Source organism: Pedobacter sp. GR22-10, from assembly GCF_026239715.1.
Lineage (GTDB): Bacteria > Bacteroidota > Bacteroidia > Sphingobacteriales > Sphingobacteriaceae > Pedobacter.
Genome location: NZ_JAPIVR010000001.1, coordinates 1,175,500 through 1,189,928, shown reverse-complemented (window position 1 = coordinate 1,189,928; position 14,429 = coordinate 1,175,500). Strand labels below are relative to the sequence as shown.

The 14,429-nt window shown below is 37.5% G+C and carries 14 protein-coding genes and 1 tRNA gene; 8 read left to right on the top strand and 7 right to left on the bottom strand.

What is annotated here, in order from left to right; all coding sequences use genetic code 11:
• Nucleotides 1–168: 168 nt before the first annotated feature.
• From OQX64_RS04985 to OQX64_RS04975, 3 genes are all read left to right on the top strand, one after another.
• Nucleotides 169–330, top strand: coding sequence for a hypothetical protein (locus OQX64_RS04985; RefSeq protein ID WP_172406563.1), 162 nt, complete (start codon nt 169–171; stop codon nt 328–330).
• A gap of 7 nt (nt 331–337) precedes the next feature.
• Nucleotides 338–409: transfer RNA gene (locus OQX64_RS04980), tRNA-Met, on the top strand.
• 420 nt (nt 410–829) lie between these two features.
• Nucleotides 830–1,852, top strand: a complete 1,023-nt coding sequence (locus OQX64_RS04975; RefSeq protein WP_265817888.1) for a S66 peptidase family protein — start codon at nt 830–832, stop codon at nt 1,850–1,852.
• Nucleotides 1,853–2,188: 336 nt separating this feature from the next.
• Here the strand turns inward: OQX64_RS04975 and OQX64_RS04970 are convergent, their stop codons facing one another.
• Complete coding sequence (locus OQX64_RS04970) at nt 2,189–3,505, bottom strand: nicotinamide mononucleotide adenylyltransferase (RefSeq protein ID WP_265817887.1); 1,317 nt, start codon at nt 3,503–3,505, stop codon at nt 2,189–2,191.
• Between the two features lie 183 nt (nt 3,506–3,688).
• Entirely contained in the window at nt 3,689–4,123 is a 435-nt protein-coding gene (locus tag OQX64_RS04965; RefSeq protein ID WP_088302615.1) for an Hsp20/alpha crystallin family protein, read from the bottom strand.
• A gap of 67 nt (nt 4,124–4,190) precedes the next feature.
• Here OQX64_RS04965 and OQX64_RS04960 point away from each other — a divergent pair, with 67 nt between their 5' ends.
• Nucleotides 4,191–4,682 carry an acyl-CoA thioesterase gene (locus OQX64_RS04960; protein WP_265817886.1) on the top strand — a complete coding sequence of 164 codons (492 nt, stop codon included), beginning with the start codon at nt 4,191–4,193 and terminating at the stop codon, nt 4,680–4,682.
• A gap of 85 nt (nt 4,683–4,767) precedes the next feature.
• Here the strand turns inward: OQX64_RS04960 and OQX64_RS04955 are convergent, their stop codons facing one another.
• Both OQX64_RS04955 and folB read right to left on the bottom strand, forming a co-directional pair.
• The gene (locus OQX64_RS04955) at nt 4,768–6,171 is read right to left on the bottom strand and encodes an FAD-binding oxidoreductase (protein WP_265817885.1); all 1,404 of its coding nucleotides are present in this window, start codon (nt 6,169–6,171) and stop codon (nt 4,768–4,770) included.
• 1 nt (nt 6,172) lies between these two features.
• On the bottom strand, nt 6,173–6,541 hold the full coding sequence (gene folB / locus OQX64_RS04950) for a dihydroneopterin aldolase (RefSeq protein WP_088302617.1): 369 nt from the start codon (nt 6,539–6,541) through the stop codon (nt 6,173–6,175).
• Between the two features lie 112 nt (nt 6,542–6,653).
• Between folB and OQX64_RS04945 the strand changes: the two genes are divergently transcribed.
• From OQX64_RS04945 to OQX64_RS04930, 4 genes are all read left to right on the top strand, one after another.
• Entirely contained in the window at nt 6,654–7,844 is a 1,191-nt protein-coding gene (locus OQX64_RS04945) for an acyl-CoA dehydrogenase family protein (protein ID WP_265817884.1), read from the top strand.
• 23 nt (nt 7,845–7,867) lie between these two features.
• Entirely contained in the window at nt 7,868–8,248 is a 381-nt protein-coding gene (locus tag OQX64_RS04940) for an SRPBCC domain-containing protein (RefSeq protein WP_088302622.1), read from the top strand.
• Between the two features lie 48 nt (nt 8,249–8,296).
• Nucleotides 8,297–8,512, top strand: coding sequence for a hypothetical protein (locus OQX64_RS04935; protein ID WP_265817883.1), 216 nt, complete (start codon nt 8,297–8,299; stop codon nt 8,510–8,512).
• 226 nt (nt 8,513–8,738) lie between these two features.
• The gene (locus OQX64_RS04930; protein ID WP_088302624.1) at nt 8,739–8,930 is read left to right on the top strand and encodes a pinensin family lanthipeptide; all 192 of its coding nucleotides are present in this window, start codon (nt 8,739–8,741) and stop codon (nt 8,928–8,930) included.
• A 40-nt stretch (nt 8,931–8,970) separates the two neighbouring features.
• On the opposite strand, the gene OQX64_RS04925 is transcribed toward OQX64_RS04930, so the two are convergent.
• Genes OQX64_RS04925 through OQX64_RS04915 form a run of 3 tightly spaced genes read right to left on the bottom strand, consistent with a single transcriptional unit; the run spans nt 8,971 to nt 14,418 of the window.
• Nucleotides 8,971–10,866, bottom strand: coding sequence for a lanthionine synthetase LanC family protein (locus OQX64_RS04925; protein ID WP_265817882.1), 1,896 nt, complete (start codon nt 10,864–10,866; stop codon nt 8,971–8,973).
• Between the two features lie 5 nt (nt 10,867–10,871).
• The gene (locus OQX64_RS04920; protein ID WP_265817881.1) at nt 10,872–11,753 is read right to left on the bottom strand and encodes a thiopeptide-type bacteriocin biosynthesis protein; all 882 of its coding nucleotides are present in this window, start codon (nt 11,751–11,753) and stop codon (nt 10,872–10,874) included.
• The gene (locus tag OQX64_RS04915; RefSeq protein ID WP_265817880.1) at nt 11,746–14,418 is read right to left on the bottom strand and encodes a lantibiotic dehydratase; all 2,673 of its coding nucleotides are present in this window, start codon (nt 14,416–14,418) and stop codon (nt 11,746–11,748) included. The genes OQX64_RS04920 and OQX64_RS04915 overlap by 8 nt, the downstream gene beginning before the upstream one ends.
• Nucleotides 14,419–14,429: the final 11 nt, after the last annotated feature.

The window sequence follows — 14,429 nt, the reverse complement described above, 5'->3', positions numbered from 1 at the left end:
AATCTATCAAATATTGAAATAATTAAAAAATTATTTATCTGTAAATCAGTAAGTTAATTAAACACAACTATAAAAGACTATAAAATCCATAGATATTATATACTAATTTATATATTTGCATACATAATCATTAACTAAACAAGTGTTAAACCATTAAAAACTCAAGTGATGTCTGTTTATTTTCAATATCCTGCCATAGCTGAATATCCAAACTTGATTGAGGTCATAACTTCTCAAGTGAAAGATCAGAAAAAAATAAAAGATGAAGATACCTTAAATGATGAACTGGTAAAAGAACTGAGTGATTTTTTAGCGCTTAAATCAGTTTAATAAATACGGCCAGTTGACCGATTGGAAGGTTGGGGTTTCATAAACCCATGTACAATGGTTCGAATCCATTACTAGGCCGCTAAGTGTATCTCAAGCACTTAAAACCTGATTATGCTCAAATCAGGCAAGATTTGGTTATCTTATATTTGTTTTGTTGTTAGCAAGGCTATTCGCGATGGATAGCCTTAACTTTTTTAAGAGATTCAGCTAGATGATGTAAATACCTTTACCTTAAAGTTTCATTTTGAATAAAAAGATTTCAGGATAGTTCTATTGAGAAGTAAATCCGTTATTTCTTCTGGTTGTAAAATCTAAAATATTTTTTTTTAAGGCAAAACATTTTATTTTATTCATGGTTATCTATATAATTCACATTATACTAATCTATTACAGATTAATTTGTTTGGTTTAAAAAAGGGATTTATGGATATGAATCCCTTTTCTTTTGTGCAAATTTTTAAAGGCTTATATTCGTTGTACGAAATCAATTCCCATAATTGTGAACAGAAAACATTTTCTTTCTTCATTTATTGCTGCTGCAACGGTCATGCCTGCATTTAAAACATTAGCTAAAACAGTTGAAAATGAAGGTTCATCTTTTAAAATTCCACCGTATCTAAAACAAGGTGACATGATCGGTATCACCAGTCCTGCAGGTTATATCAATGCTGAACAAATTCAGCCATCAGTTCTGCTTATGCAAAGCTGGGGGTTCCAGATTAAAATTGGCGAAACTATTGGAAAACGTGATTTTACCTATGGCGGAACTGATAAAGAAAGGTTAGCTGATTTTCAAAAAATGCTCGATGATCCGGGTGTTAAGGCCATTATGTGTGCCCGCGGAGGCTATGGTTTTATCCGGATTATTGATCAGCTTGATTTTTCATCATTTAAGAAAAGGCCTAAATGGATTATCGGCTTTAGTGATATCACTGTGCTGCATTGCCATCTGACTAAGAATTATGGTATTGCCTCAATTCATGCGAAAATGTGCAACAGTTTCCCGGATAACTGGGCAAAGGCCGAACCCATTCAGATTGAAACCATTTTATCCATAAAAAGTGCATTAACGGGTGAGCAAATGGGTTATGCTGCCCCGGCTAATTCAAACAATCGGTTAGGAAAGGTTGATGGAATTTTAGTCGGCGGTAATTTAAGCATCATTGAAACATTGGCCGGAACTGATTCTGATTTAGATACCAAAGATAAAATGCTGTTTATTGAAGATACGGGCGAGTACCTTTACAGCATTGACCGGATGCTTTGGAATTTAAAAAGAAGTGGTAAACTGAAAAATTTAAAAGCGCTCATTATCGGTGGCTTTAAAGTTAAACCTGATGATGCAGACGAAGAGTTTGGTAAAACCATCTACGAAATTGTTCTTGAGAAAGTTACAGAATACAAATACCCTATTGCTTTTGATTTCCCTGTTGGTCACCAGCGAAATAATTATGCGCTAAAATGCGGTGTAAATCATGTGTTAGAAGTGAACGAGCTTGGCTCAGTATTAAGAACAGTTTAACTCAACTCTTGGCATCTGAATTTGTTAAGATATCAAATGAGCATATTTAAGATTGAAATTTGTTTAAATGTTCCTTTTCAAAAGAAAGATGAAAGCCCTTATAATCCCCCAATTTGTAGTAAAAATAAAATTACGTATGAAAAGTGCTGAAAAAGGCAATGTTATCAGGATTAAAGATTCCAAAAATATATGAGGAATATTTTATAGCAGTTGAAAAGCAAGCCAAAGAAAGATTTAGAGGTTCAATTTAAATCTGGCGAAAAAGCACATATTAAAAGAATACATCCTTACCGTTACTATTGTCTCTGGTCTAGGTCATTATGGCGATAAATAATGCTAAACCGTTTTCACTTCATCTTCTGCATAATCTTCAATGTCTGTGATATAATTGTTAATCAGCAGGAAATCAAATAAAGGCTTCGCTTCTGGAGTAACAGGCATATTAGAAGTAGTAACCACCTCATTTGTCTTTTTATCAAGATAAGGATAAGCAAATAACCGGACATTTGTATTGAACATATCATTCACATAGCTTAAAAGCTGACCGGAATAGTTCTCTCCTTTAAAATTAGTGGAGTTAAATACAAATTTCAGGTTGTTAATGTTTGTTGCTAAACCTACGCTTTTGGGTTTACACCGGGCCAGGTATTTGGCTAAACGATTGTGCCTGGTAAAGTTGGATACAATCACAATATTACCCGTATCGCACATTTCCTGCGCACGTTTCGCCACTGATTCCAGGTCAATATCATCAGGTGTTTCCTGTTCATCAGTTAAAACATTGGTTAATAAAACTTCAATCATCACCGCGAGATTCCCCTCCACTACCTGATTGGTACGTTTAAACTGATCGGTGGCCTTATTAAACAGATTGAAGTTTGGCAATGATTTCTGGCCGTATTTAGTCCTCAAAATCATGATATCCTTCTTATATAATAAATCCTTAGCCTGGCGGGGATGTGCATCAGCATCAAAAATGGCTGCTGCTGAAAAATCTTTCATAATCATGTAAAGATTAAGCAAGATATTATCTACTTCAGGAAAGGCAGGGCCTTTAACGGAAATTAAATCTATTTCTACCGAGCCTATGGTAAGGTTATCCGCTAAAGATTCAACCATTAACTTCGGATCCTGATAATGATAAAAAGCAGCGTAAAGCAAATTCACCCCAATAATTCCCAGTACACGTTGCTGCATGTTAACATCTGTATCCAGCAATCGGACGTGAAAGAATATTTCATTCGGCAAACCTCCGGGTTCATTCTGAAAGCGAATACCCACCCATCCGTGAGGTTCATTCGTACGTTTATAATTGAGCGTGGTTACCGTATCGGCAAAGGCAAAGAAGGTTCTGCTTTCATATTTCTCACCAGATAGCCGCTCATTCAATAAACCAAATTCATGATCAAGCATCTGAAGGAGCCTGTTCTGGGAAACATATCGTCCGTTTGATTCTGCACCATAAATGGCATCACTAAAAGTCATGTCATAAGCCGACATCGTTTTGGCTACTGTTCCGGATGCTGCACCGGCGTTAAAGAAGTTCCTGGAAACTTCCTGTCCGGCACCGATCTCGGCGAAGGTACCGTAAATTCTGGGATCGAGGTTTATTTTTAATGCTTTACGTTTAGTATCCAGGATTTCTCTTGCCATGGCGCAAAAATAATAAAAATCATTAGTTCATTGGTATTATTGGCCCATTTGTTTAATTACGGCTCATAATGAACTTTTCTATAATCGATATCCTAAAATAAAATAAGGTTAGCACCATCCGGCACTAACCTTATAAAAACCTAAACTTAAACTATGATGAATCCTTTTCAGGAATTCTAGATATTATGATACTACAATTTCCCTGTGTTTCAATTTAGCATCATCCTTTTTACTGATGTTGATGTTTAAAATTCCATCTTTATATTCAGCACTGATGTTATCACCATCTGCAGTATCTGGCAAATTAAATGAGCGTGCAAATGAGCTGTAGTCAAATTCTTTACGGGTAAAATCTTTGGCTACCTGGGTTTCGTCCTTTTTAACTTCTGCCCAAACAGAAAGTGTGTCTTTTTTCAGGTTGATCTGAAAATCTTCTTTTTTTAATCCCGGCGCAGCCAATTCAATTACATAAGCCATTTCATTTTCGTAAATATTGACGTTTGGTGACTGGCTGATCATTTTGTTTTTAGTTACAGCGTCGCTAAACAATGAATCAAAAACATTGTTAAAGTAAGGAGCTGTGTTGCGGGTTCTGTTGTTAAAATTTACAAGTGTCATATCTCTAATTGTTATTTTTTTAATTGATATTAACCCTTATTCAACTTACATACCAAACCAAAATTTTATGATTTTAAAGACATTATGGCAAAAATTTACAAACAACAAAGACAAATTGTCAGAAATAAGATCTTTTTCAGACAAATTCAACTATAAAACGAATATTCACTTGCGGTTTATAGACTTTGATATGATGGGCCATGTAAATAATTCTGTATATTTCACTTACCTGGAAATAGCCAGGACCAAGTATTGGGAAGAGATTGTAAAATGGGATTGGAAGAAAACAGGAATTGTAATCGCTCATGCTGAACTGGATTATATTTTACCAATTGTCATGCATGATAAAATTGCAGTTCATGTTAAAACTTCGAGGATTGGACTAACCAGTTTCGATTTGGAATATCAAATTGTAAAACTTAAGGGCACTGAAGAAATAATTTGCAGTAAAGGCAAAACGGTTTGTATTGCGGTTGACTATAATACAAAAAGACCGACAACCATACCTGAAGCTGAAAAACAAAAGATGCTGGGGTTTGAGCAGTTAACTTACAAGTAAGTCGTTGTGCTGAATTTTGTTTCAGTATCTTAATGATGATAAAAAACATTAAGCCACTGAATCAAGTTCAGGGTGACGAACTACATTAATCTGGCATTATCTTTCCGGGATTTAAAATTCCATTCGGATCAAAAACACTTTTAATACCCCGCATCAGGTTTAAATGAATTTCAGAATATTTGATGGGCATAAATTCTTTTTGAACCAAGCCAATTCCATGTTCACCGGATAATGTTCCGCCTAAAGCTGTTGTCAATTCAAAAATTTCAGTAATACCAAATTTCAGTTTATCTTTCCAGTCTTCATCACTCATCCCAGCTTTAATAATATTCACGTGCAGGTTTCCATCGCCGGCATGACCATAACAAACGCTTTCAAAGCCATATTTAGAACCAATTTCTTTAATTCCGCTGATTAATTTTGGTAATGCTGCACGAGGAACGACCGTATCTTCTTCTTTATAAACAGAATTGGCCTTAACCGATTCAGCCATTGTTCTGCGCATCCGCCACAATTCTTCCTTTTGAGTTGCAGTATCTGCAAATAATACTTCGGTACAATTGTGTTCTTCCAAAACGATGTTTGCTTTCTCACAATTCTTAAAAATATCATCCAAATCATCGCCATCAAACTCAATCATTAATAAGGCGGCCACTTCATCTTTCAAATCAAATTTGATATCGTCAAATTGAATTACCCATTCCACTCCTTTCCGTTCCATAAATTCCAGGGCCGAAGGCGTAACTCCAGCTCTAAAAATGGCCGAAACCGCTGCACAGGCAGCCTCATTGGTACTGAAAGATCCCATCATTAAAACAGACTGACCAGGTTTTGGTAAAAGCTTGGTCACGATTTTGGTTACCACACCCAAAGTACCTTCTGATCCAATCATAAGTTGCGTCAGGTTATAGCCTGATGCATATTTTAACGTATTGGCACCTGTCCAGATGATGTCTCCGTTAGGCAAAACCACTTCCAGGTTTAAAATGTATTCACGGATGGTTCCGTATTTTACTACCCTTGGTCCGCCAGAACCATGTGCCACATTTCCTCCAATAAAGCAAGAACCTTTACTACTGGGATCTACCGGATAAAGCAATCCCTGTTCTGCTACTGCATTAATAAAATCTTCTGTAATCACACCAGGTTCAACTGTTGCCTGCAGGTTTTCAGTATCGATATTGATGATGGATTTAAACTTTTCCATGGATAAGGAAATACCACCAAAAATCGGCAGAGCAGCACCGCTTAAGCCCGTTCCCCCACCGCGTGGCGTTACCGGAACATGATGGTGGTTACAAATCTTGAGCAAAGCAGACACTTCTTCGGGAGAGGTTGGCTTTACCACCACCTCCGGCTGAAAATGTAAGTCTTCCGTTTCATCATGACTGTATTGATCTAAACTTTCTGCATCGGTAAAAACCTTTTCATCACCCAGGGCTGATTTAATTTCGGCTAAAATTGCGGCATTTATTTTGGTAAAAATCATTTTATCGGGCTGAATTATAGGATAACTGTACAAAAGAATGCCCAATTTGTCCGGGCATTGGCGGGTTTAATTTTTTTACACTCACACTTACATGTTGCACAAAGGGATAAATATCGATCACTTTGGAAATAATATTTTTTAAAACCGTTTCTAAAAGCTTTTGCGTATTTTTCATTTCATTCAAAACAATAGTATTTAAATCTTCATAGTTAACGGTTTGAGCAAGTTCATCATCAAAGCCCTGAGGTGTAAATTCCGTTTCCAGATCGATAATAAAATGATTTCCGGTTAACTGTTCTTCCGGATAATAACCGTGTAGCGCAAAGCATTTGATATCTTTTAAGGCAACGGTTTGTTTGAATTGATTCATGTATGTTTTGTATGCTGCAAAATTAAATTTTTATTCATGAATATCACGCCCCTTACCGTAAATTGTTACCTTTGAAAGGAAAGCTATTTCTTAACCAGCGTATAAGAATGATATGAGCAAATCAGCAAAAAAAGACCTTTATGAGGCACCAGATTACTATTTATTAGATGAATTATTAACCGACGAACATAAATTAATTCGTTCTACCGCAAGGGAATGGGTAAAAAAGGAAGTCAGTCCGATCATAGAAGATTATGCGCAACGGGCAGAATTTCCTAAACATTTAATTAAAGGTTTAGCAGAAATCGGTGCATTCGGACCAACTATTCCGGTGGAATATGGCGGCGCAGGTTTGGATTATACCGCTTATGGAATCCTGATGCAGGAAATTGAACGTGGCGACTCCGGGATTCGCTCTACGGCCTCCGTTCAGGGTTCTTTGGTGATGTATCCGATTTATGCTTATGGAACTGAGGAACAGCGTAAAAAATATCTTCCAAAATTAGCCAGTGGTGAAATGATGGGCTGTTTTGGATTAACTGAACCCGATCATGGTTCAAACCCTGGCGGGATGGTAACGAATATTAAAGATGCCGGCACTCATTATATATTAAATGGTGCTAAAATGTGGATCAGTAATGCGCCCTTTGCGGATATTGCTGTGGTTTGGGCTAAAGATGAGGCTGGTAAAATTCGTGGGATGGTTGTAGAACGAGGAATGGAGGGATTTTCTACACCCGAAACGCATAACAAATGGAGCTTACGTGCATCTGCAACAGGCGAACTTGTTTTCGATAATGTTCAGATTCCGAAAGAAAATGTTTTTCCGGAAATCAGTGGATTAAAAGGACCATTAGGTTGTTTAAATCAGGCGCGTTATGGCATTGCATGGGGCGCTTTAGGTGCAGCGATGGATTGTTATGATACTGCTTTACGTTACTCAAAGGAGCGTGTTCAGTTCGGAAAACCAATTGGCGGTTTTCAGCTTCAACAAAAGAAACTGGCCGAAATGGTGACTGAAATTACCAAAGGTCAGTTGTTGATTTGGCGCCTGGGTACGCTAAAAAGCGAAAACCGCGCTACGGCTGAACAAATATCAATGGCTAAACGAAACAGTGTAGAGATTGCATTGGATATTGCCCGCAACGCCCGCCAGATGCTTGGCGGAATGGGCATCACCGGTGAATATTCGATAATGCGTCACATGATGAACCTCGAATCGGTGGTAACCTACGAAGGAACACATGATATTCACTTACTGATTACAGGAATGGATGTGACCGGATTGAATGCGTTTAAATAACAAAAGATTTAATAATTAAGTTAATGAAAGATTTTAAAAAATATACCTACATACCTGCAACACCTGAAGAAGTTTATTTAGCACTGACCAAAGATATCAGCATTAAGCTCTGGACTGGTGCTGAAGTAGAATTTGAGGAAAAACCAGACACCGAATTTTCTTTCTGGGATGGTGATATCGTTGGTAAAAACCTGGAATTTGAAACCAATAAAAGAATTGTGCAACAATGGTATTTCGGCGAAGATGCTGAACCTTCCATTGTAACCATCAAACTTCATGAAGACAAAAAAGGTACTTCTTTAGAGTTTAAGCAGACCAATATCCCAGATGCGGATTACAAAGACTTTACCGAAGGAATAGATGAATATTTTCTTGGCGGTCTGGTGGATTTCTTTGACGAATAAAACATAAAGTTAAGCGGGCTGTTTAGTTTTTAACCAATTTATAACGTCATGAACAGAACTGTAGGACTCATATTAATCATTGCTGGCATTGCCATGCTGATCTGGACCGGCTTCTCCTATACTAAAAAAGAAAAGATAGTGGATGCGGGTCCGATTCAAATTTCTGCAGACAGACAAAAGTCTGTGAACTGGCCTCCTTACGCAGGCGGTATTATTTTAGTGGCAGGTGTTATTGTATTCATCGCATCTGGAAAGCGAAAATAGCTTGCCTTTCTTCTTGATCTCTTCATTTTCTTCCTGTCTCCTATTAAGCAAACGCGTTACGTTTGTAACAAATCTTGTCGGCTTAAATTTTATTGCAACAATGTAGCGATAAATAGATTTTTTATTTTGCAACATAGTTGCAATTGTATATCTTAGTGCTGTTGCAACCGGGGATAAGCCGAAACCCCGTAACCACCAGTAGGCATCATATTTAATCACTTATGTTATGAAAAATCAATCAGAAAAAATCACATTGAGCTTAGAAGACCTTCAGTTAGAAAGTTTTGTAACCAGTATTGACAGTGAAGTTGCGATGCGTTTATCAGGTGGTTTAGGTAATGTATCAGAACCTACGCACACAGAACAAACAGATGACCATCATACCCCACCGGTAAGATGCACCACGGTAATCTGCTAGTTAATTAATTCAATTTCAAGGCGCCAATTTGGCGCCTTTTTTATTCCTCAACACATAAAAAGCCACTCTTTATCAACAGGCGGATTTGCAACACAATTTTTTGACTGATTTGTTCCTTTTCAGTAGCCGGCTTAAAATATTCACTGGTAATTTTATCAATCAATTTGCCCATTTTCATTTTACCATTGATCAAAGATTTAATGATGATGGCTGGAAAGATTCCGATTTTAATTTCTTCTACACCATTTTCATGGCTATATAAAAGAAGCTTATTGCCGTTTTCATCTTCTCCAAAATATTGTACATGATCATTCAGTTTTAAACTCAGCGCAATGAAATCGGAATCTGATTTTTGACTGGCACTTTCTGCATTTTTTTTGAGGTAAATGTTTCGTTGCTGATAACTAAAATAACCTTTATGAAGTTTCCATAGCTTCAACAGCTCTGATTCCAACCGGAATGATTGCGTAATTGCTTCATGCACTCCCTCTATCTGGCTGATTCTGACAGATAACACCTCACTAAATTCATCAATATTCTTTACTTCATACAGTGCACTAATGCTGACACCTAACAGATCAAGTTTTCCAATAGTTCTTTTGAAGTATGATGAAAAAATCTTCCGTTTAATATCAAGCGTTGAGAACCTTCCTTCCAGATTGGTTGTTTTTGTAGGTTTGGGTAAAGCTGGTTTTGCCACTGAATCGGATTGATCGCCAGCTATCAGCTGTAAAAGCATATAACCTACACCTGCTTTTCCGGAGAAAAGGCCATAATCATCGGCTCCGCATGATAGGTATTCGCTGTAGCTGTTTGTTTTTCGATATTGTTTAATGGCTCCGTCAATCGCATCACAAATATGATCGGCTATTCCGTCTATGTCCTTATTGTACATCAAAAACGGAATCATTCCGGTATAGCCGCTTACCAAAGTGAAATCTGGCCGGGGTCTGTTTTGAAGATCTGATAAACATTTTTCAAGTGCCTGGTTACACTGCTTAGAATAGATGTTTTTTTGAGTGAGCGCATATGCAAGACTCCTTGATAAACCCACTCCTGCCGCGCCATGTGCCCAGGCATTTGCCCCTGCCATATCTGAAATAAAAGTTTCCAGTTGCCAGAGATGTGCGCCTGGTTTTGAAAGTTCATAATTACCCATCCGCAAATCAAGCCAGTTATTCGCCGGGGCATAATAATATTGCATTTCATAAGCCAATGCTTCTTCCGCCAGATACAACAAACCTGGTTCATCGAAATACATGCTCAATTGCATAAGACAATATGCAATACCTGATGCCCCGTGAGAAAACCCGGTCATGCTATCGTATGCCTTTTTCGATTGATGATAATCCCATTTCAAACCCATCTCTGATACCCGTGCTTCCAGAATCAACCGGTCTAAGAGCAAACGGATCAATTGTAAAACTTGTTCATTTTGGCTGTGGTGATAAAGTAGAGTGAATACCAGCAAATTACCTGTATAGCCACTTAATAAATCGGCTTTCAGTAATTTCGTACTGAATTGGTTCTGGTTGGACAATGTTAAAAGCAATGCATTATCCAGGTATTTCTGAATTCCTGTTACCTCATAAATTTTTAAATTTGTATAAATCACTCCACCAAGGCCAGTGTAGAATGCAAAAAAACTGGGTTTGAGAATGGCCTCAGATTTCATCATTCTGCTCATCATTTTATCAATTAAACTGATGTGCGCTTCGCTTTGATCAAAACGATAAAGTTCAAGAAAGAATAAGGCAATGCCGCAATTGCCATTAAAAATATCATAGCTTTCCTGGAAGGCATATTCATCGGGATTGATGTAATAAGGCGTTGGCCACCAGGCTTCATCTGCTGTTTCTTTTTTATTTAAGCGCAAATCATTTTTTATTTCATGAAGATGATTGATGAAAACTTCAATCTGAGCAGTTGTAAACATAGATTTTAATTTGAATGATACACTTGGAAAATATATTCGATGCAGGTTTTGATCACATACATCAGGTAAGCTTCTTCCTGATTGGCAATGCCCAGTCGATTATTGGTCATGTGTATCAGGCTTGAAACGATTTCCTGGAACTTAAATTCATCAAATTCTGCTGTTTGGTACTGATCCATAACTTTCTGGCTGCAAGTCATGTATTTTGCTAAACCATCATGGAGATTGTTTGTGGCCAGTTCTTCCCAGAAAGAAGCAGCTGCCAGGCAAACAATTTCTTTTTTTGATAAAAATGCCTGCTCAAATTGGTGAAGCCAAAATGCCTTTTCATGGTCATTAGAAAAATCTGAACGGTAAAGTTTTGGTAACCATCCATTTATAAAAAAATCACATAACCTGATGATTTTGTCAGGCTTTAATCCAGCACAGAATAATAGAACCAGGTGAAGCTTTACCGCCTGTAAAGTAACCTGACTGCTATTTTCCCTAATCAGTAACCAGTTTAAAACATAGGTAGATGAAGCGGCAAAATGCTGTTCTGCCCAGGCGATACTTTCCCCGTTCCCATAACGGCTGATTTCCTGCTCGTATTCAACGGACAGAACTTTTTTCACCCGGAAAGATGCGCTTTGAAAATGACAAAGATCTTTACTTAAAGCACCGGTCATCTGTTCATGGTAAAACGGGTTGGCATGAAGCCTCAACCGAATATGACTTCCTCCTTCCCAATAGCGGATAAAGAACCAGGGCGACTCAGCAAAAAAACAAGATTTCCAGTGACTGATGAACGGGGCAATGGCCTGTTTCAAAAGCTCATCAGAATTTCCGGTATAATAAATATGCAGACTGAGCCAGGTATAACTGATGGGGTTGATTGTGCTATTCATTATACCACTGCATTAAATATTCTTTAACTCCACTTTCCAAAGGTACCGGAAGTACCTCTTCTATGGTGATGTTATTTCCTGCTCTTGCCAAAAGTCGTTTAAACATAGACACAAACAGTGGCTTATCTAAAGCTAAATATTGTGGTTTATAGTCATCATGCAAGCCCTCTTTTTTGTTGATTTCGCCATCTACAGCCTTGTTTTGATAAGCACGTTTTCTTAGAAATAAAAAGAATTTTATTGGTATTTTGTGCAATTCGAACCAGTCATGTAAGCGAATAAAATAATCAAAATCCTCCTCCGTTGTTTGCTGAACAGGGATTACAGCAGTTTTTATTCTCCATGTTTTTCTCCTGATAATTACTGTTTCTTCAAATGTGATTCTCGGCAGCAGGTAAATGTCAGGCGCTGAATTTGCAAATCTGCCTAGATCATACTGATCTATCAGCTGGATAAAAGGCTGTAATGAAATCCTCGCATCAGGATTAAAGTGTGCCAATAACTGGTATAAGTTGGAACGGTTATAAAAAGATTCCAAACTCAAATCATAACTGTAGAGTTCATGATCATTTAGCCATAGTTTAAGGTTGTTCGTTTCTAAATCAAGGCAAACTCTTAAATCACCAACATTAATTTGCTGATCTGCCGGATAGATATTATTTCCAGAGGGAAGCGTCAGCTCGCGACTGAGCAAAGGAGGGTGAATGTTTGCGTTAAAGGTTGAGGCATCATTTAGTTCAGCTTTAATTACTTCTGGATTTAATGATGCATTCTGAGTAATAAAATCTTCCTGTATTTTTGAATCAAACAAAGACAGAAATCTTCCGCTTACCTTTCCCATTCCAGGCAAAAGCGAATTGATTACCCCATAAAGCTGGTCTTGTCTCTCGCATGCATAAAATTGTACAAAAGCACCTGCCGATAATATTTTCCCAAGATCCGGTGGAACAGGTAAATCTGCAAAAAAATCAGCACTCAGGTTTAATGTATCATTTAAAATCGTTTGCTGCTCCAGTTTGGCCAGAACAGCTGTTTTCCAGGGCGTTGGATCTGTTAATGCCTGATCATCCTGATTTATCTGCTCCTTTTCGGGCTTTTTAACATAAAAATAGTAATCCCGGTAAAACTCGGTGATTTTTATCTTTTCATTTTCTGGATAGTGTTTGATATAAAAATCGCGCATTTTGATACGCTCTTTTCGCATCACATCCAGCGGCAGCAGAAATTTGGCAAGCGCGTTCGTTTTAGAAGCAAAATCAGCTATCCCTTTTTCGGGCAATACTTCAGTTTCACTTGTAAAACAATCTTCAAAAAAAATATTACGTGCCGAGAAATAGTAAGGAACAAAGTTATTTGTTAAAAAGGCCTCTTGATGTTGAGATTCTTTTTCTCTGATGATTTTTTTCTCCTCAGCACTCGTATAGTATGGTAAGTTTGCTTCCTTTTGTAATGGAAGAAAAGTGCTGTTCACTGCTCTTTCTGCCTGCTGTAAAAGAACATAGCGTTCATCAGTTCCTGCTGCTGAATAACTTTCACGGTGGACTTGCAATATTTCGAAAAGGCTGATTAAGGGCTTTACCAAGTGGTTTTTCTCTGGTACAGATTTAAAAAACGCCAATAGTTTTACGTCCCAGTTTTCATCCATCCCTGTAAAGCCAAAGCCTGCCTCGAACAAGCCGGTGTTGATCAATTTTATGACATAAGCTTTTATGCTTTCTTGGACGGCATTTTCTACATGTTCTGACAGATATTTGATTAATTCTGCTAAAGTAACTGATTGGTGGTTTTGATGAAAATAATTGACAATCAACAGCTGCAGACCATTTGCGGGCAATTGTTGAAAGGATTCAATGTTGTTGAAATTAGTCAGGAATTGTATTTTATCACCTTTGATTTCTGCTGTGATATTAATTTTAAGCAATAAATATTCATTCAATACCGGATGCTGCCTCAGTATGGATCGTAAGTATTCGAAGAGAATATTGTTCAGCTTCAGCTTACTCCGAACTTTAGGATTTTTATTTGGATGGTTTACCGGGTGAGTACTGGTAGTCATCACACCAGTAAAGGTAAAGCTGCTAAATGGCGACGTTTTGAAAGCCATCCGGCTGAGATACCGCAATACACTAAATTCCATTCGCAACTCTTTTTGCTTAAAACTTTCCGGGTCTTTTGTGACAAAGTTTTTCAGTTGGGTATAAAGCACCGGGCTGGATAACATTAAGCCATTTTGCAGCGCAGGGTTTAGTGCCATTTGCTGAACAATTTTTTGATGTAATGTTGATTCGTGGTTAAATAGCGTCTTGTTTACCTTAAAAAAATTGTTAATCAGGGTTTCGTTTAACAGGTAAGCTTCAAAAGATTCAGATAATAACTTAGAATTCAATCCTTTAACAAGAGTCGATTGTTCTGCATCTACCCGCTTGTTATTAAATATTTTTCTTTTAAGATTAATTAACTGTTGCCTCAATTGATCGTCGGTTTGCTCACTGATGATCGGAAATAAGGCATCACATAGAGTATTTTTTAATTCTTCCCTTTTTTTGAGGTGGTCACGGTGTGTTTCTATCAACTTTTCGCCCTGATGAAATGTAAGCTGATTGAATACATCGTGGTTAAGATTCGCATATCGAACTAAGGAATAAGGGAAAATTCTGACTGACATAAGATGGTTAT

Bases quoted from the DNA above. Each gene is read 5' to 3' on its own strand.
- OQX64_RS04970 (WP_265817887.1), bottom strand. From the start codon at position 3,505: ATGGCAAGAGAAATCCTGGATACTAAACGTAAAGCATTAAAAATAAAC.
- OQX64_RS04985 (WP_172406563.1), top strand. From the start codon at position 169: ATGTCTGTTTATTTTCAATATCCTGCCATAGCTGAATATCCAAACTTG.
- OQX64_RS04960 (WP_265817886.1), top strand. From the start codon at position 4,191: ATGATTTTAAAGACATTATGGCAAAAATTTACAAACAACAAAGACAAA.
- OQX64_RS04920 (WP_265817881.1), bottom strand. From the start codon at position 11,753: ATGAATAGCACAATCAACCCCATCAGTTATACCTGGCTCAGTCTGCAT.
- OQX64_RS04940 (WP_088302622.1), top strand. From the start codon at position 7,868: ATGAAAGATTTTAAAAAATATACCTACATACCTGCAACACCTGAAGAA.
- OQX64_RS04925 (WP_265817882.1), bottom strand. From the start codon at position 10,866: ATGTTTACAACTGCTCAGATTGAAGTTTTCATCAATCATCTTCATGAA.
- OQX64_RS04945 (WP_265817884.1), top strand. From the start codon at position 6,654: ATGAGCAAATCAGCAAAAAAAGACCTTTATGAGGCACCAGATTACTAT.
- OQX64_RS04955 (WP_265817885.1), bottom strand. From the start codon at position 6,171: ATGATTTTTACCAAAATAAATGCCGCAATTTTAGCCGAAATTAAATCA.
- OQX64_RS04965 (WP_088302615.1), bottom strand. From the start codon at position 4,123: ATGACACTTGTAAATTTTAACAACAGAACCCGCAACACAGCTCCTTAC.
- OQX64_RS04915 (WP_265817880.1), bottom strand. From the start codon at position 14,418: ATGTCAGTCAGAATTTTCCCTTATTCCTTAGTTCGATATGCGAATCTT.
- OQX64_RS04935 (WP_265817883.1), top strand. From the start codon at position 8,297: ATGAACAGAACTGTAGGACTCATATTAATCATTGCTGGCATTGCCATG.
- OQX64_RS04930 (WP_088302624.1), top strand. From the start codon at position 8,739: ATGAAAAATCAATCAGAAAAAATCACATTGAGCTTAGAAGACCTTCAG.
- folB (WP_088302617.1), bottom strand. From the start codon at position 6,541: ATGAATCAATTCAAACAAACCGTTGCCTTAAAAGATATCAAATGCTTT.